Consider the following 18,138-nt stretch of genomic DNA (forward strand, 5'->3'; position numbering starts at 1 on the left):
GCAACTTTTGTAGATAGCCCGCTTGGATTGTATCTAAATCGGGGTATAGTCTTAACAGAGTAGAAAAACACAGAACATGGAGAACAACGAATGATTCAACAAATTGATGCTCCTCTACGCGATGACGTACGCTTACTTGGCAACTTATTGGGTGAAACCCTCAAGTTACACGCAGGACAAGATTTGTTTAATCAGGTCGAACAAATTCGTGCCTTATCTAAAGGCGCGCGCGATGGACAAGCCGAAGCTGAAAAACAACTCGAACAACTGTTTTTAAGTCTGGAAGATGATGAAATCTTACCGCTCACCCGTGCCTTTACCCACTTTTTGAATTTTGCCAACATCGCTGAGCAATATCATGTGGTGCGGAGCCGTCGCCAAAGCGAATTTGATGAAAATGGCGTTTCTCCAAACCCGCTAGATCACTTATTTATCAAGTTTAAAGACAACCAAATTTCTGCAGAAACACTCTTTCAACAAGTCTGCGAGCTAAAAATTGAGTTGGTTTTAACTGCGCATCCGACTGAAGTCAGCCGTCGTACCCTCATTCAAAAATATGACGATATTAATGACTGCTTGTTTAAAATGGATCAGCAAAAACTGACACCACGTGAACGTCAGGCAGTTTTGGCAGATTTAAAACAGCTGATCAGCTCGGCTTGGCAAACCGATGAAATTCGCCAACATCGCCCAACCCCTGTCGATGAAGCCAAATGGGGCTTTACCACCATCGAACAAACCCTGTGGAATGCAGTGCCTAAATTCATGCGTGAATTAGACAGCATTGTGCAGGAACATTGTGGGCAAAGCCTGCCGCTGAGTGTTGCGCCTGTGCGTTTCGCCTCTTGGATGGGCGGTGACCGCGATGGCAACCCGAATGTCACCCATAAAGTCACTCAAGAAGTATTGTGGCTATCGCGTTGGAAAGCAGCAGAACTGTATTTACGTGATATCGAAAACCTGCGTTGGGAACTCTCCATTCAGCAATGCAGCCCAGAATTGGCAGATGCTTTGGGACATTTCCATGCCGAGCCGTACCGTGAATATTTACGCGACACCCGAGAACGCCTAAAAGCCACCCGCGACTGGTTAGCAGCGAAACTGCAAGGCAAAGAGGCTGATGACAGTTTGGTCATCAAAAGCAAAGACGAACTGTTACAGCCTTTATTGCTGTGTTATCGCTCGCTGACGGCTTGCCAATTATCAGACATTGCGAACGGCAAATTGTTGGATTTAATTCATCGTGTGAATTGTTTCGGCATTGAATTACTAAAACTGGATATTCGCCAAGAATCGGGACGTCATCGTCAAGCCATTTCTGCCATTACCGAATATTTAGGTTTGGGCAATTTTGAAACTTGGACTGAACAAGCGCGTCAGAACTTCTTGCTTCAAGAGCTACAAAGTAAACGTCCGTTATTGCCAAAATTCATGCAAGAACCTGCACAAAGCCTGATTCAACATCCCGATGTGCAAGAAGTGTTTGCCACCATGCGCACTTTGGCTGCACAGCCGCAGGAAAGTTTGGGCGCTTATATTATTTCCATGGCGGAATATCCAAGTGATGTATTGGCAGTGTTATTGCTGCAAAAAGAAGCGGGCATTCAGCATCCTTTGCGTGTGGTGCCGCTGTTTGAAACCCTGAAAGACTTGGATGGGGCTGCCCAAACCATGAATACCCTATTTAATATGCATTGGTACAAACAGCATATTCAGGGCAAACATGAGGTGATGATTGGCTACTCAGACTCCGCCAAAGATGCAGGGTTCATGTCTGCCAACTGGGCGCAGTACCGCGCGCAGGAAGAACTGACTGCGGTAGCGCAGCAACATGCTGTGCAGCTGACTTTATTCCATGGTCGCGGTGGTTCCATCAGCCGTGGCGGTGCACCAACACAACAAGCATTGTTCTCACAACCACCGGGTTCTATTTCAGGTGCAATCCGCGTCACCGAACAAGGTGAAATGATTCGTTTTAAATTTGGACTTGAAGGGGTTGCCTTACAAAATCTGGAAGTCTACACCGCTGCAACCTTAGAAGCGACGCTGATGCCACCACCTGTGCCGAAAGCAGAATGGCGCGAGTTGATGGATAACATGACCGAACTTTCGGTGCAGGTCTATCGCCAAACCGTGCGTGAAAATCCACATTTTGTGAAATATTTACGCACCGTTACGCCAGAGCTGGAATTGCAGATGTTGCCACTCGGTTCACGTCCTGCGAAGCGTAAAGTGAGCGGTGGAATTGAATCCTTACGTGCCATTCCGTGGGTATTTGCATGGACACAAATCCGTTTAATGCTGCCTGCTTGGTTAGGGACAGGCGCAGCAATTAACCAAACGCTCGATCAGGGACAAAAAGCCACTTTGGATGAAATGCTCAGCGATTGGCCGTATTTCCAGACTTTAATTGATATGCTAGAAATGGTGCTATCTAAAGCCGACAGTAATATTGCCCTGTACTACGAATCTAACCTGACCGATGACGAAGACTTAAAACAACTGGGTGAGCAACTCCGTCAACGTCTGCGTGATGCTGTGACGACTTTACTGACCCTTAAAGGTGAATCGCAATTGCTCAGCAGCAATGATGTGCTAGATCAATCGATGCGGGTGCGTAAACCTTATTTATTGCCACTGCATTTGCTACAGGCAGAATTGATGAAACGTCGTCGTTTGTATTTGGCAGAACAGCATGCCGAACATACCCCTGTCGATCATGCCCTCATGGTGAGTATTGCAGGGATTGCAGCAGGCTTACGCAATACAGGTTAAGACCTAACGAATAGCACAACAAGCAGAGTCATGCTCTGCTTGTTGCTACTGCTCTCTCTTAGAAATGACTTAGGCTCATGCTTCATAAAGCCAAAAACACAGTGGACATTATAACGTGAAAGCAGACATGGACAAAGACATGCGTTACCAGGCAAAAAACCAGCCTAAATTATGTGCAATTAAATTTATTCTTATTCTGTTTTCATCCCACTAGTGCAGCAATACATTCTTTAAATTTATAAATAAAATTACTTATTTATATTAAATGCAATTTTTAACAAATAGTAAAATTTAATCCTAAAAATAAGCAGTTGCTTAATTTCCTCGCAAAATTTTTAAAAAATTTATGCAATACAAGAGTATGATGTGCTCAATTTAGCTTTTGAGTGCTCACTTTATGTCCAATTGGTTTCCCAAATGGCGCCCTTATGAAGGCAGCATTGATGCACGTCCTGTAGGGACCAATGAGTATCTACCGCCTGCACAAACCGCTGTATTGGGGATACAACACGCATTTGCCATGTTTGGTGCCACTGTACTTGCACCTTTTTTAATGGGCTTTGATCCGAACCTTGCCATTTTAATGTCAGGGATTTGTACCATCCTGTTCTTTTTCATGACAGGTGGGCGTGTTCCAAGTTATTTAGGCTCAAGCTTTGCCTTTATTGGGGTGGTGATTGCTGCCACAGGCTATGCAGGCGCAGCAGGCGGTTTAAATGCCAATATTGGGGTTGCGGCAGGCGGGATTATTGCCTGCGGTATTTTATATGCCCTGATTGGCTTTTTGGTGATGGCTACTGGCACCCGCTGGATTGAAAAATTAATGCCACCTGTGGTGACAGGTGCGGTGGTGATGATCATTGGTTTAAACCTTGCTCCTGTCACGGTCAAAGCGGTTGCAGGCAATCCATTTAATATGTGGATGGCCTTGGTGACTGTGCTATGTATGGGCATGATTGCCGTATTTACCAAAGGTTTACTGCAACGCCTCTTGCTCCTGATTGGCTTGCTCATATCGTATCTGATCTATTTTGTAGTCACCAATGTCATGGGTTGGGGGACGCCAATTAACTTCGCACCGATTCAGCAAGCCGCTTGGTTTGGCGTACCAGACTTTCATGCGCCTGTATTTGATGTGAATGCCATGCTGATTATTGCCCCAATTGCCTTCATTTTGGTGGCAGAGAACTTGGGACACATTAAAGCAGTAGGTGCCATGACTGGTGAAAACCTCGATCCACACATTGGTAAAGCCTTTGTAGCCGATGGTGTTGCCACAACCCTTGCAGGTGGTGTCGGTGCACCGGGTATGACTACCTATGGTGAAAACATTGGGGTGATGGCTGTTACCCGCGTGTATTCCACGATTATTTTTGTGGTGGCGGGGGTCTTTGCTATTTTCCTTGGCTTATCACCAAAATTTGGGGCAATCATCCATACCATTCCTACCGCCATTTTAACGGGCGCTTCGATTGTGGTATTTGGTTTGATTACCATTGCTGGCGCGAAAATCTGGATTGAAAACAAAGTCGATTTTTCTAAAAACAAAAATCTGATGGTGGCTGCCGTGACCATTATTTTAGGAACGGGTGACTTTGCGTTGCAATTGGGCAGCTTTAACTTGGGCGGGATTGGGACAGCAACTTTTGCAGCCTTGTTCCTGAACTGGTTCTTTAGTTTGCGTGATCCCTCTTAATCAGAACTTGCGGTCATTTGCTTGAACCTAAGCAAATGCCGAAACAATGCAAAAAGACCGAACAACAGTGATTGTTCGGTCTTTTTTTACCTCAAACGGTCTGTCTAGAATGAACCGTTTTTAAGAGATAATGCTTTTACTTGGCTTATTTCTGTTTTTTAAGCTCTTGCTTAAGTTGCTTCAATTTGCCTTTATGTTTTGAAATCTTTTTCAAACGTGCTTTGATTTGTTGCTTCAAAGATTTAACTTGCTTAGCCATGGTATTACTCCTTAGTAAGGCTATTCGTTGCCATTGTGTTGTTTCACAAAACTACGAATAAATTTTCTTAATTCACGAGCAGCACTAGTATCAAGTTCTTCACATAAACGAATAAATTCATCACGTTCAGTACTATTAATACGAATTAAAAGTTGTCCATCTTTCTTGCCTGTCTTTATTTTTTTGATTTGCTCGTTCATTGCTGATCTCTCCAAAATAAAGACTGCTTTGCAAAAGATGTATATACAATATATATACTTTTTAAAATAAAGCAAACTTACAATATTAAAAAATGTAATAAAATCATATTCTTTTTTTTACCAATTCTTTTTAAAAACCCAGCAAAGCCAAGACAGGCAAGGCTTTGCGCTTAAAACCACCTGCAGAAAAAATAAGCAAATTATTTTTAAAAATTATGCTTTGAATACCAAGATGGCATATAAATACGCGGTTTTACCGCAAAAACGCAAAGTTTGGGCTGCGTTTGAAGCATCGCCCAAACTTAGGGATAGATCAATTAAGGACGGAATTCTTTTAATTCACGCTGAATAAAATGCTGAATCATATCGTGATACAAACGCTCGACCATGTCAGGATCGACTGCATGTTGCAGAGCCAAAGTACGGACTTTTTCAATCACTTCTTTCACGCGCTGCGGTGACTGTACATCTTCCACAGTCTGTTTATGGCGCATGGCCTGATCGACATAAAACTGACGCGATGCAATCAGTTCAATTAAAGCCACATCAATTTGGTCTATTTTGTCACGTGCTTGTTGTAATGAGTTTACTTTTTCATTGTTCATGGGCTTGGGCTACACTTTCAGTTTCGGTTTCGTTTTCACTCTTATACTTTTCTTCTAACACATTACTGAAAATACTTTCAATCATCCACACCCGATATAAGCTGTTAAACACGTAGCTTTGCCCATCTATGCGCAATTCCAACACAGGAAAATCGGGCTGAGATTTCATTTCACACAGCATATCGTTTTCTTTGAGCAACTCGGTCACATCGGCTGTGGTCAGTTGATCTAACTCCAGTTCACGCTGCATACGCTCAAAATGCGCTTTAAAGGATAAATCCTGTCCCCTCGTCCATACCGCCTGCAAAATGCGATACATGGCATCCACACGCTGTTCTTCAGGCGCACTGTAATACAGTTGTGCCATTTGATAAGTCGCCTGCTCAGTCGGGCGGCAAAACGGCGTAAACGCAACATCAGTACGTTTAGATAAACGTGTTGCCAAACTCCAGTCAAACCAGTCGCGTCCATGATAAGACAAGGGATACACATTCAAATGGATATTGTAATAGGCAGCTAATTCTTCTTTGATATACGCCAATAACAACCAAGAAATCGGGTCTTCCAGTGCAATATACAAATCCAGTTCAGGGTCGAGTGCCTGAATTTCATTGAGTTCTTCGGCATCACTAATTAAATGTTCTCGCCATTCAATGTGATTGATCAAGAAAATAGGATTATCGGTGAGTAATTTTTGTTGTTTTAAACGGCGTGTCAAACGCAATAAATCATCGACCGCATGATATTTACGTCCACCAAACTCAAAATAACTGGCCAATACAGGTGCATCATCAAAAACCCGTTCAGGAAAATCCTGAATTTGATGATGACGACTGGCCATGGCATATAAGGTGCGTAATTTACCCGACTGCTTTTGCCACAGCATGTGGAACACATCTTCCAGTAAATACAAGAAATCCTGACCACGTAACGGCGTATGCCGCAAAATGGTTTCTGCCTGCATTAAGGCTTCTGCGGTCGGTGGTTCAGGGGTATCGTGAAAACTAAAACGATGTTGTTTGGCAAGAATTTGTGCATCCTGAATACAATAATTTTGCCATTCTGCAGCCGACATTTGGTTCGGTGCATCGCCACTTTGTTGCGAAATCACCACGGTTAAAGGTTTTAATTCATCGGCCAGAATATCTTCTAATTGCGGCAACTGCTGTACCGCCAAATAGCTATATACATCATCTAGACGTAAATGCACACTCAGTCCGTGTTCCGTGGGCAACACCGCTTGCCGAGATGGTTTTTGATAAAACCAACTCGATCTGATCGGATCGAACCAACGGCGTAACAGTGACATGAGATCAGCCTCTAAAAAGAAAATCCTTGTGGTTTGGGGACAAGCCACATGCAAATCATGTGCGCTCGTCCTTCAATAGTACACAAGGATTTATATCAATTCATATAAAAATGATCAATTAGACCTCTAAATTCAGATCAGTCACTGCACCTTTTTCTGCGCCCGATGCCAATTTAGCAAATTTCGCCAATGCACCATGGGTATAGTTTGGCTTTGGTTTGACCCATGCCGCTTTACGTGCTGCCATTTCCTCTTCCGACACATGCCAAGTCATTTCACGGGTTTCGGCATTAATCGAAATTTTATCGCCATTTTTCACCAGACCAATTGGCCCGCCTTCATACGCTTCTGGGGTCACATGCCCAATCACAAAACCGTGACTGCCACCCGAAAAACGTCCATCGGTAATTAACGCGACTGAATTACCCAAACCTTTGCCAATAATTGCAGAAGTTGGTTTCAGCATTTCTGGCATACCCGGGCCACCTTTAGGGCCTTCACCACGAATCACCACCACTTCACCTTCTTGCACTTCGCCATCTAAAATGCCGCGCATCGCGCCAATTTCACCTTCAAAAACGCGTGCAGGGCCTTCAAAATACAAGCCTTCTTTGCCTGTAATTTTTGCCACTGCGCCCGTAGGTGATAAGTTGCCTTTTAAAACCACCAAGTGTGAATCTTTTTTGATTGGCGCATCAAACGGTAAAATAATTTGCTGACCTTCAGGATAATCAGCAACATCGGCCAAGTTTTCTGCCAAAGTTTTACCTGTAACCGTTAAGCAAGAACCATCAAGCATGCCTGCATCTAACATACGTTTCATCAATGGTTGAATTCCGCCAATGGCAATCAGCTCCGACATTAAATACTTGCCCGATGGACGTACATCGGCCACCACTGGAGTTTCCTGACCAATACGCACGAAATCATCCAGTGTGAGTTCAACCCCTGCAGAATGTGCCATGGCAATCAAATGCAACACACCATTGGTCGATCCACCCAAAGCAATCAGCACTTTAATGGCATTTTCAAAGGCAGATTTGGTCATAATGTCACGTGGTTTAATATCCAGACGTAACAGATTCATGACTGCTTCGCCTGCACGTTGGCAGTCATCCATTTTATCTTGAGAAACAGCTTCTTGTGCCGAAGACCCTGGTAAACTCATGCCCAATGCTTCAATGGCCGATGCCATAGAGTTCGCGGTGTACATGCCACCACAAGAGCCTGCACCTGGCAAAGCCACTTCTTCAATTTGTTTGACCTGAATTTCGTTAATTTCACCTTTGGCATGCTGACCCACGGCTTCAAACACCGAAATAATATCGGTATGTCCTGCACCCGGTTTAATAGTGCCGCCATAAACAAACAAGCCCGGACGGTTTAAACGCGCCAGTCCCATAATGCAGCCCGGCATGTTTTTATCGCAGCCACCAATTGCAATCACACCATCATAGGCCTGACAGCCCACCACAGCTTCAATTGAGTCGGCAATAATTTCACGTGAAACCAATGAATATTTCATGCCTTCGGTGCCGTTTGAAATACCATCTGAAATGGTGATGGTATTGAAAATAATGCCTTTACCACCCGCCTGATTCACGCCTGTTTCTGCTTCGCGCGCTAAGCCATCAATATGCATATTACATGGTGTGACATTGGCCCAAGTCGATGCAATTCCAATAAATGGACGAGTAAAATCTTCATCCTTAAAACCCACCGCACGCATCATGGAACGTGCAGGTGCATTTTCAATGCCTTCATAGACTTCGGCTGAATGTTCGCGGATATTCTGTTTACTCATGGCTGATTCCTTAGCAAGATGGGTGAAATGACGTATTCATCATGACAATTTATTTTATTTTTCATTGTATCGAAAGCAGGCAGGATGTAAACGAAAATGCCTGTCTAATTTCATCGCTCAAATTTGCTGCGATACTGACATCGCTCATTGCAGACACATAAAAAAGCACCCCAATTTTGGAGTGCTTTTTTGTAGCAGCTTAAATTGCCAAGTACTGCTTAGATTTCACGTACCGCACCTTTTGCCGCACTGGTGGTATGCATGGCATAAGCTTTCAACGCTTTAGAAATTTTACGTGGACGTTCTTCTGCAGGATGCCAGCCTTTAGCTTCTTGCGCTTCACGACGTGCCGCCATAGTTGCGTCATCTACCGCCAAGTGAATGCTGCGGTTTGGAATATCAATTTCGATACGGTCACCATCTTCAACCAGACCAATCGCACCACCTTCAGCCGCTTCTGGAGAAACGTGACCAATTGAAAGACCTGAAGAACCGCCCGAGAAACGACCATCGGTCAGTAAGGCACATTCTTTGCCTAAACCTTTCGATTTCAAATAGCTGGTTGGATAGAGCATTTCTTGCATACCTGGGCCACCACGTGGGCCTTCGTAGCGAATCACCACCACATCACCCGCTGTAATTTTACCGCCCAAAATCGCGTCTACAGCAGCATCCTGACTTTCAAAAACACGTGCTGTGCCGTTGAATTTCAAAATAGAATCATCCACCCCTGCAGTTTTTACAATACAGCCATCTAAAGCAATATTGCCGTAAAGTACCGCCAAACCACCATCTTTAGAGAAAGCGTGTTCTGCATTACGAATCACACCATTGTCACGGTCACCATCTAAACGTGAATAGTAACGGTCTTGTGAGAATGCTGTTTGGGTGGCTACGCCGCCCGGTGCAGAACGGAAGAACTGGTAAACGTCTTCATTTTCGGTACGGATGATGTCCCATTTATCCAAAGCATCTTTTAAAGTCGCTTCGTGAACTGTGCCTACTGAAGTGTCCAATAAACCTGCGCGATCCAGCTCGCCTAAAATAGACATAATGCCACCCGCACGGTGTACATCTTCCATGTGAACATCTTGTTTTGCAGGCGCTACTTTACATAGTACAGGCACTTTACGTGATAAACGGTCAATGTCATCCATGGTGAAATCCACACCTGCCTCATTGGCAGCCGCCAACAAGTGCAGTACGGTGTTGGTTGAACCGCCCATGGCAATGTCCAACGTCATAGCATTTTCATAAGATGCTTTGGTTGCAATTGAACGTGGCAATACGCTGTAATCGTCTTGTTCATAATGGCGTTTGGCCAATTCCACAATCAACTGACCTGCTTTATCAAACAGTTTTTTACGGTTGGCGTGAGTTGCTACAATTGAACCGTTGCCCGGTAAAGATAAACCTAGAGCTTCTGTTAAGCAGTTCATTGAGTTTGCAGTGAACATCCCTGAGCATGAACCACAAGTTGGACATGCAGAACGCTCATATTCAGCAACTTCTTCATCGGTATAGTTATCATCTGCCGCCACAATCATTGCATCAATCAAGTCAATCGCGTGTTCATTGCCACGAATTTTGACTTTACCTGCTTCCATTGGGCCGCCAGACACAAACACCACTGGAATGTTCAGGCGCATGGCAGCCATCAGCATCCCTGGTGTGATTTTGTCACAGTTGGATATACACACCATTGCATCGGCGCAGTGTGCGCTGACCATGTATTCTACCGAGTCGGCAATCAAGTCACGCGATGGCAATGAATACAACATGCCGTCATGACCCATGGCAATCCCGTCATCTACGGCAATGGTGTTAAACTCTTTAGCCACACCACCTGCCGCCTGAATTTGTTCTGCCACCATTTGACCGAGGTCTTTTAAATGCACATGGCCAGGTACAAATTGGGTAAATGAGTTGACCACCGCAATAATCGGCTTACCGAAATCTTCGTCTTTCATACCCGTTGCACGCCATAAGCCGCGTGCACCCGCCATATTTCTTCCGTGTGTCGATGTTTTTGAACGATAGTCAGGCATTATAAAGTTCCAACTTGGTTGTGCTGAAATGAATCTGAAATTCATTCTGGCGAAATAATACTGTTTGCAAGATCTGTATCACTGCAAAATAGTTTAAGAGTCTTTCTATTTTACTACAGCTTGAGGTAGTAAGGCTGCTGCTTTACCAACTTTATGATGGATAAAAAGTGACGAGAACCCACAGCACCTTGTTGATCATACTGAATGCAATACAAAACTTTCATGAATAATTTTTAAATTTTGCATTACTAATTTTTATCATAATAATTTATAGCACAGCGACAAGGTGGATTTGTTACAACCCGTTCCGACCTTTGAGCCGCAATTTGTTATAATTGCCGCGTCATCTAAAACTATGGGTTGATTTCCATTGAAAATCGTTTTTGCAGGTACGCCTGAATTTGCTGCAAGCGCTTTGGCAGCACTCCTGAACACCGAACATGAGATTGTCGCGGTTTACACCCAGCCTGACCGTAAAGCAGGACGCGGACAAAAACTCACAGCATCTGCGGTGAAGCAATTGGCACTACAACACGATCTTCCTGTCTATCAACCTTTGCATTTTAAATCATCTACTGAAGAAGGTCTGGCGGCCCAACAAGAATTGGCTGCATTGAATGCCGATGTGATGGTGGTTGCGGCCTATGGTTTAATCTTGCCGCAAGTGGTTTTAGATACTCCTAAATATGGCTGCTTGAATATTCACGGTTCGTTATTGCCACGTTGGCGTGGTGCAGCGCCGATTCAGCGCGCGATTGCCACAGGTGATACCGAAACAGGCATCACCATTATGAAAATGGCTGCAGGCTTAGATACGGGCGATATGATGTATAAAACCCTATGCCCAATTACTGCCACAGACACCTCTGCCACTTTACATGACAAACTGGCGCAGCAAGGTGCCAAAGCAATTGTTGAAGTACTGGCTTCAGAACAAAAATTGCAAGACTATTTAGCCGCGCGTGAAGTGCAAGATGAAGCCTTGACGGTCTATGCACACAAATTGACCAAAGCCGAAGCACGAATTGACTGGTCACAAACTGCAGCCGAAATTGACCGTAATATCCGTGCCTTTAACCCGTGGCCGGTGGCGTTTATCCCTTTAGATGAAACACAAAACTTGCGCGTTTGGGGTTCAGCATTATCGGATGAATCTGCACAAGGCAAAGCTGCAGGCACAATTTTAAAACTGGACAAACAAGGCGTACACGTCGCTTGTGGCGATCAACAAGCGGTATGCTTAAGCTCGTTGCAATGGCCAGGCGCTAAACCGCTGAATCCTGTGCAAATCATTCAAACTCAAAAACTTCAAACAGGACAAGTTCTCGCATGAGCCATTCTGAATCAGGCAACTCACATTTGAACTTGCGTGCCCAAGTCATCCGTACGCTATTGGCTGTACAACAAGGGCAATCATTGGCGAGCGTTTTACCTGCACATTTAAGTAAAGTCGCAGAACGTGACCGCGCCTTGTTTCATGAACTGGTTTTGGGCACTTTGCGTCAATGGTATGCCCTAAAAAGCATTACTTTGCCGCTGTTGGTGAAACCACTCAACAATGAAACTGTTGAAACCTGTTTATATGTCGGCTTATATCAAGTGCTTTGTACTCGTGTAGCCAGTCATGCCGCAATTTCTGAAACCGTAACTGCAGCCAAACAATTGGGCTATCAAGCACTCAGCGGTGTGGTGAATGCAATTCTGCGTCGTGTTTCACGTGAAACATCGGAATTTCAAAAGGCTTTGGCGCAGGCACATGGTTTGCCAAGTTGGTTGTATAAACGTCTGAAAAAAGATTGGCCTGAACAACAAGAACAACTGACGCAAACTTTAAAGCAAACCGCGCCTCTGACTTTAAGAGTCAATACACGCCAAATCAGCCGCGATGACTATTTAGAAATTTTGCAGGAACAAGAGATTGCTGCAGAAGCTTGCACCGTGTCTGAAGTCGGTATTGTGATGCTGCAAAATGTGCACATTCCAGACTTGCCTGGTTTTGATGAAGGCGTATTTTCCGTACAGGACGAACATGCCCAACTGTGTGCAACGCTCTTGCCAAATTTAGATGGCAAAGTGGTAGTCGATGCCTGCGCAGCACCCGGTGGTAAAACAGCGCATCTGCTTGAAAAATTTCAGCCTAAAAAATTGATTGCCATAGATCAGGATACCAAACGTCTGTTACGTGTCAGCGAAAATCTAGAACGTCTGCAACTGAATCAAGAAGCGCAAGTTGAAATTTTGGCTGCTGATGCAACCACATGGAATGCCAGTGAAGCGGTGGACTGTATTGTATTGGATGCGCCATGCTCTGCCATTGGGGTCTTGCGTCGTCACCCAGATATTCGTTTGCTGCGCCAATCTAATGATATTCAGCAAACGGTGGCTTTACAGCAACAGATTTTGCAGCAGATGTGGCAGCAACTCAAAGTTGGCGGCACCTTGCTTTACATTACCTGCTCGGTTTTAAAAGCCGAAAATGAACAGCAAATGCAGCAATTCTTTGCCGAGCATCAAAATGCCAAAGAAGTCAAAATAGATGCAGATTGGGGTATTCCACAATTATATGGACGCCAATTATTGCCGCAAGAAGGACGCGGTGATGGTTTTTATTATTGTCGTATTGAAAAAACTGCCTAAGCTGTTTTTGTTTTAACGATTCTTCTCATTAAATAGCCTTTCCAAAAAAATAACCCTTGAATCAATCAAGGGTTATTTAAACGGTGCTATCTCTTAAAGTTTCGCACCTGTTCAGCAAAATGTTTAGTCTTCAAGTTCATCTGGGTTTTTGATCAGGTGAATCATCGCCAAAACCAAACCACCCCAAAGTACCACTGTTGAAATAATCAACATCACCAATGCAGATGTATTCATGTTATTTCTCCGCTGCGTCTTGATCTTTTAAACGACTAAGCAATACCGCACCAAGAATAAAGAGCGCCACGGTACCACCACCCACGGTGAGTAAAATGTGTAATGGATAACCCCCATAGCCTTCTGCAAAAATAGATTTAAGGGTTAAAGCTAAAGCGACTAGCAATGAAAGCGGAGTCACGATGGTTAATAGAATATTCCAGCCCAAACCCAATTTAATACTTGAGTATTGGTTAACGTGTTGCTGCAATTCTTTGAGCAATGGACGACGGAACCAAGTCACCAAAATGATCGACAATAAACCACCACCAACAATACCAATGTTGTTGGCAAAGTAGTCAATGATGTCGACAAAAGTGATCGCACTGTGGGTAGAGAATAAAATGGTTGAAACAATAGCTGAACCACCCGCAATGATGGTTACTGCACGCTTACGCGACCAACCCAGTTTGTCTTGGAACGCAGCAATGGGCACTTGCAGAATACTCACCATTGAGGTCACCCCTGCAACCGTCAATGAAGCGAAGAATAAGAAACCAAATAAATCGCCACCTGCACCCAAGCTTGAAATGATTTTCGGGAATGCAATAAAGGCTAAACCAATACCGCCAGAAACCACTTCATCTACCGATGAACCTGCGCTGTACGCCATGAAACCAAGCGCAGCAAAAATACCAATACCCGCTAAAATTTCAAAAGATGAGTTTGCAAGTGCAACCACCAAGCCTGAACCAGTCAAGTTGGTTTTACGTTTTAGGTAAGATGAGTAGGTCAACATAATCCCGAAACCCACTGAAAGTGAGAAGAAGATATGACCAAAGGCAGCTAACCATACTTTATAGTTCGCCATCGCTTCCCAGTTAGGCGTAAAGAAAGCATTTAAGCCATCGACTGCACCCGGTAAACGTAAAGCTTGAACCACGAGAATAGAGAACAAAATCAGCAAAAGTGGTATAAAGATTTTATTTGACAGCTCAACCCCTTTTTTCACCCCACCATATAAAATGAACATCACCACCGTCCATACGATGACCAAGCCAATAAATAAAGTAGGTACAAAACCAAAGGCTAAGCCTTCACCATTTTGTAAGTAGCTTGTGAAAAAGAATTTTTCAGTGTCTGTTCCCCATTGCTGACCAATGGAATAGAACATATAACTGCCTGCCCAAGACAATACGCTGGCATAGTAAATACCAATCAGTAAAGTCACCATCACCTGCCACCAGCCCAATGCTTCACTGTTCATGAGCTTTTTATAAGCGGTTGGTGGTGCTTTACGGTATTTATGTCCGACTGCATAGTCCAAAAACAGCAATGGCAAACCTGCGGCAAAGATCGCAATTAAATAAGGGATTAAAAATGCGCCGCCGCCATTTTCATAGGCAACATAAGGGAAACGCCAAATATTGCCCAACCCGACCGCAGAACCAATGGCTGCGATAATAAAGCCTGATCGCGCGGACCAACTCTCACGAGAATCTGTCATAGAACACCTAAACTTCAGGCTATTTTTTGCTGCTTGTTTTTTAATTCTGACCTTTTATATAAATAACTTGCTTTTTCATTAGCTTAAATTTACTTTATATAACGGTACTTTAGCGCACGCAAAAAATATCCTGCAAAAAATGAAAATCTGGGTGTTTGCTTTAGAGTCACACCTTTTGAGCATCAAATTCTAAAGGTCAAACAGCGAAATATTCGGAAAATCTTGCTTAAAGTCTTTGCCCAATATTGCGCTTTTGTATGGCTTAACAATACTCATTTTTGAACAATTTTTCTGTAAATTCTGCTTAGAAAGATGCTTTTTGTATGCATTTTTTTAATCAAACGTTCAAATTCCACTCCATTTTGACTTGATTTTTTAGTTATAAATCGTATAACTATTTGGAATGAAATTTTGATGCTATTTGAGTTATTTTAATTTTCATCTATTTTAGCAGCGCTGTAGCCTATTATTCACCGAACTACAGCACTGTAATCAATCATCTCAAAATTCAGAGTTAACTCATCCTTTCTCTTTATTTATAACGATGCATCATTAGATCAGATACTTAACGCTTAATTACCAATAAACGCTCTTCCTGCATATCCCGAATAGCAGATTGAATCCCTTCACGCCCTAAACCCGAATCTTTCACTCCACCATAAGGCATATTGTCCACACGGAACGATGGAATATCATTAATAATCACCCCACCAACTTGTAACTGATCCCATGCATACAGCATTTTTTCCAAGCTTTGTGTATAAATACCCGCCTGTAAACCAAAACGGCTTTGGTTAATACGTGTAATTCCTTGTTCAAAAGATGAATATTTTTCCAAAATGGCAACAGGGCCAAAAACTTCATCTTTATAAACCTCCAAGTTTGGATCGACCTGTTCCAATAAAGTCGGCTCAAACATCACACCTTTCAGCTCGCCACCTGCCAATATTTTTGCACCTTTTTTCACCGCTTTATCAATCCACTTTTTCAAGCGCTGCGCTTCAGCTTCCTTAATCATTGGCCCGACTAAAGTACTGTCCAAATCAGGATCTGCTGCTTTAATTTTCTTAAGCTGACTCACAAGTTTCTTTTTCAGTTCAGCATACACGTCGTCATGCGCCAAAATACGTTGCACACTAATACACACCTGTCCTGCATGATTATACGCCCCACTAATTAAGCGATGAATCAATGCATCATTCAGTTCAGTATCGGGTTCAATCATCACCGCTGCATTGCCGCCCAACTCTAGCGTTACTTTTTTTCGTCCTGCGCGGGCTTTCATATCCCAACCCACCACATCTGAACCAGTAAAACTGAGCAGTTTAAAACGGTCATCAGTCACTAAAACATCTGCTTGCTCACGCTCACAAGGTAATACTGAAAACGCACCTTTAGGTAAATCTGTTTCAGCCAACACTTCTGCAATTTTCAATGCTGAAATAGGCGTGGCGCTGGCAGGTTTTAATACAAAAGGGCAACCTGCAGCAATCGCGGGCGCAATTTTATGTGCAGTTAAATTCAACGGAAAATTAAAAGGGCTGATCAAAGACACAGCACCAATGGGTACATGCTTAACCATCCCTTGATAATTCGCAGCAGCAGCCGTCACCGCCAACGGTAAAATTCGTCCTTCATCTAGTTGAGACACTGCATCTGCAGCAATTTGGAAGGTATTAATTAAACGTTCAACTTCTGCCATCGCGGCCAAACGTGGCTTTCCACCTTCAGCAATTAAAATCTCGACCAATTCTTCACGCATGTTTTGAAAACGCTGCACACAATGCAACAGAATTTTTTGTTTTTGAAAGGGCTGTAATTTTGCCATTTCAGCTTCTGCTTTTACGGCTGCACGAATGGCCTTTTCAATACTTTTCGCATCGGCAAGTGCAACACGCGCATATACTTTTTGAGAATATTTATGCTGAACGGCTAACCATTGCCCTGTTTCTACGGCTTTATTGGCAAGATAGAGCGGGTAATCGACAGGTGGATGGGTATTTTGCATACTGAAATCCTCTATTTTTGGCGCGAATTAGGCTATATTTTTACAAGAATTTTGATTCAAGAAAATGTATGATGCGCTAAGTTGGACAATATTTCACATGATTTTTTGTCACGAGAACATCACAACACTAAACCATTCATCCCAAATGATGATGAAAAATACTAGGGTTTATATGCTTACATTACAACGTTTTGCTTTAGCATGCAGTTTAATTGGTTGTTCAGCGGTTCATGCCGATATTATTGGGGTAAAAGCCAGTGTAGATTATTGGAAATATAGCGCAGACTGGAATCAGGCTCAGTTATCACCAAACTTAGATGACGATTTTGCCTTACCCTTTACTCTGGCAGTAGAACATCCTGTTCCTTTTTTACCCAATGCCAAAATTAAGCATGCCAATTTGCAGGCCGAAAGCGAGCAAAGCGCTGCTGGTGTAAAAATCAATCAGCTGGATTTAGATTACTCAGACTTCATTTTATATTATGAAATTTTAGATAACATTGTTGCAGCAGATGTTGGATTTGGCGCCAAAGTACTTGAAGGTGACTTAAGATCTAATTTGTTTTCAACACAAGACGTCAGTGAAACTTTAGCTATGTTATATGCAGAGGCAGCAGTTAAATTACCGTTTACGGGTTTAAGTGCCAAAGCTGAAGCAAATTACGCCAAAAATAGCGACAATGAAGTTCGTGATGCTCAGGCAGAAATTAAATATAACTTTGTCGATACCGTTTTGGTCGATGTGGGTTTAAAAGCGGGCTATCGCATTTTAGATATTAAGCTCAATCAAGATTCCAATCAGGAAACTCAATTAGAGTTTAAAGGCCCATATTTAGGCTTAGAAGCACATTTCTAAATATTTGATATTTAAATAAATTTAAAACCCTTAAATTATGTTTAAGGGTTTTTTTATTCATTCTACTTTTCTTTTTTACATAAAAAAACACCCTCAACGCTAGTTGAGGGTGTTTAGAATAATGAGCTGGCGATGACTTACTCTCACATGGGTAACCCCACACTACCATCAGCGCGAAGAGGTTTCACTTCTGAGTTCGGGAAGGGATCAGGTGGTTCACT

Annotated in this window: 13 protein-coding genes and 1 rRNA gene; 5 read left to right on the forward strand and 9 right to left on the reverse strand. The window is 43.2% G+C overall.

Annotation, left to right across the window (positions count from 1 at the left end; translation table 11 throughout):
- Positions 1–90 precede the first annotated feature (90 nt).
- On the forward strand, positions 91–2,775 hold the full coding sequence (ppc, locus tag FTU58_RS12365) for a phosphoenolpyruvate carboxylase (protein ID WP_131261313.1): 2,685 nt from the start codon (positions 91–93) through the stop codon (positions 2,773–2,775).
- Between the two features lie 397 nt (positions 2,776–3,172).
- A complete protein-coding gene (locus FTU58_RS12370) occupies positions 3,173–4,471 on the forward strand; it encodes a solute carrier family 23 protein (RefSeq protein WP_180062508.1) in 1,299 nt (432 codons plus the stop codon).
- Between the two features lie 279 nt (positions 4,472–4,750).
- On the opposite strand, the gene FTU58_RS12375 is transcribed toward FTU58_RS12370, so the two are convergent.
- From FTU58_RS12375 to ilvD (FTU58_RS12395), 5 genes are all read right to left on the reverse strand, one after another.
- A complete protein-coding gene (locus FTU58_RS12375) occupies positions 4,751–4,930 on the reverse strand; it encodes a hypothetical protein (RefSeq protein ID WP_004970356.1) in 180 nt (59 codons plus the stop codon).
- 317 nt (positions 4,931–5,247) lie between these two features.
- A complete protein-coding gene (locus FTU58_RS12380) occupies positions 5,248–5,535 on the reverse strand; it encodes a chorismate mutase (RefSeq protein ID WP_179988877.1) in 288 nt (95 codons plus the stop codon).
- Positions 5,525–6,844, reverse strand: coding sequence for a hypothetical protein (locus tag FTU58_RS12385; RefSeq protein WP_180062509.1), 1,320 nt, complete (start codon positions 6,842–6,844; stop codon positions 5,525–5,527). The genes FTU58_RS12380 and FTU58_RS12385 overlap by 11 nt, the downstream gene beginning before the upstream one ends.
- A gap of 118 nt (positions 6,845–6,962) precedes the next feature.
- Complete coding sequence (gene ilvD / locus FTU58_RS12390) at positions 6,963–8,648, reverse strand: dihydroxy-acid dehydratase (RefSeq protein ID WP_004970362.1); 1,686 nt, start codon at positions 8,646–8,648, stop codon at positions 6,963–6,965.
- A 218-nt stretch (positions 8,649–8,866) separates the two neighbouring features.
- Positions 8,867–10,696: a dihydroxy-acid dehydratase gene (gene ilvD / locus FTU58_RS12395; RefSeq protein WP_180062510.1), complete on the reverse strand. Its 1,830-nt coding sequence runs from the start codon at positions 10,694–10,696 to the stop codon at positions 8,867–8,869.
- Positions 10,697–11,066: 370 nt separating this feature from the next.
- Here ilvD (FTU58_RS12395) and fmt point away from each other — a divergent pair, with 370 nt between their 5' ends.
- Together fmt and rsmB are read left to right on the forward strand one after the other, a co-directional pair.
- The gene (gene fmt / locus FTU58_RS12400) at positions 11,067–12,029 is read left to right on the forward strand and encodes a methionyl-tRNA formyltransferase (RefSeq protein ID WP_180062511.1); all 963 of its coding nucleotides are present in this window, start codon (positions 11,067–11,069) and stop codon (positions 12,027–12,029) included.
- A complete protein-coding gene (gene rsmB, locus FTU58_RS12405; RefSeq protein ID WP_180062512.1) occupies positions 12,026–13,333 on the forward strand; it encodes a 16S rRNA (cytosine(967)-C(5))-methyltransferase RsmB in 1,308 nt (435 codons plus the stop codon). Before fmt ends, rsmB begins: the two co-directional genes overlap by 4 nt.
- 123 nt (positions 13,334–13,456) lie before the next feature.
- On the opposite strand, the gene FTU58_RS12410 is transcribed toward rsmB, so the two are convergent.
- The 3 genes from FTU58_RS12410 to FTU58_RS12420 all read right to left on the reverse strand — a co-directional run bounded on the left by FTU58_RS12410 (position 13,457) and on the right by FTU58_RS12420 (position 17,061).
- Positions 13,457–13,567 (reverse strand): methionine/alanine import family NSS transporter small subunit, encoded by a 111-nt coding sequence (locus FTU58_RS12410; protein ID WP_004970370.1) that lies wholly within the window; start codon positions 13,565–13,567, stop codon positions 13,457–13,459.
- Position 13,568: 1 nt separating this feature from the next.
- Complete coding sequence (locus tag FTU58_RS12415) at positions 13,569–15,053, reverse strand: sodium-dependent transporter (RefSeq protein WP_179991415.1); 1,485 nt, start codon at positions 15,051–15,053, stop codon at positions 13,569–13,571.
- 565 nt (positions 15,054–15,618) lie between these two features.
- Positions 15,619–17,061, reverse strand: coding sequence for an aldehyde dehydrogenase family protein (locus FTU58_RS12420; RefSeq protein ID WP_180062513.1), 1,443 nt, complete (start codon positions 17,059–17,061; stop codon positions 15,619–15,621).
- 172 nt (positions 17,062–17,233) lie between these two features.
- On the opposite strand from FTU58_RS12420, the gene FTU58_RS12425 reads away from it, so the two are divergent.
- On the forward strand, positions 17,234–17,917 hold the full coding sequence (locus tag FTU58_RS12425; RefSeq protein ID WP_154321225.1) for a TIGR04219 family outer membrane beta-barrel protein: 684 nt from the start codon (positions 17,234–17,236) through the stop codon (positions 17,915–17,917).
- Positions 17,918–18,041: 124 nt separating this feature from the next.
- On the opposite strand, the gene rrf is transcribed toward FTU58_RS12425, so the two are convergent.
- Positions 18,042–18,138: ribosomal RNA gene (gene rrf / locus FTU58_RS12430) — 5S ribosomal RNA — on the reverse strand; the annotation flags it as partial.

It is taken from the genome of Acinetobacter sp. YH12120 (assembly GCF_013418795.1).
Classification (GTDB): Bacteria; Pseudomonadota; Gammaproteobacteria; order Pseudomonadales; family Moraxellaceae; genus Acinetobacter; species Acinetobacter towneri.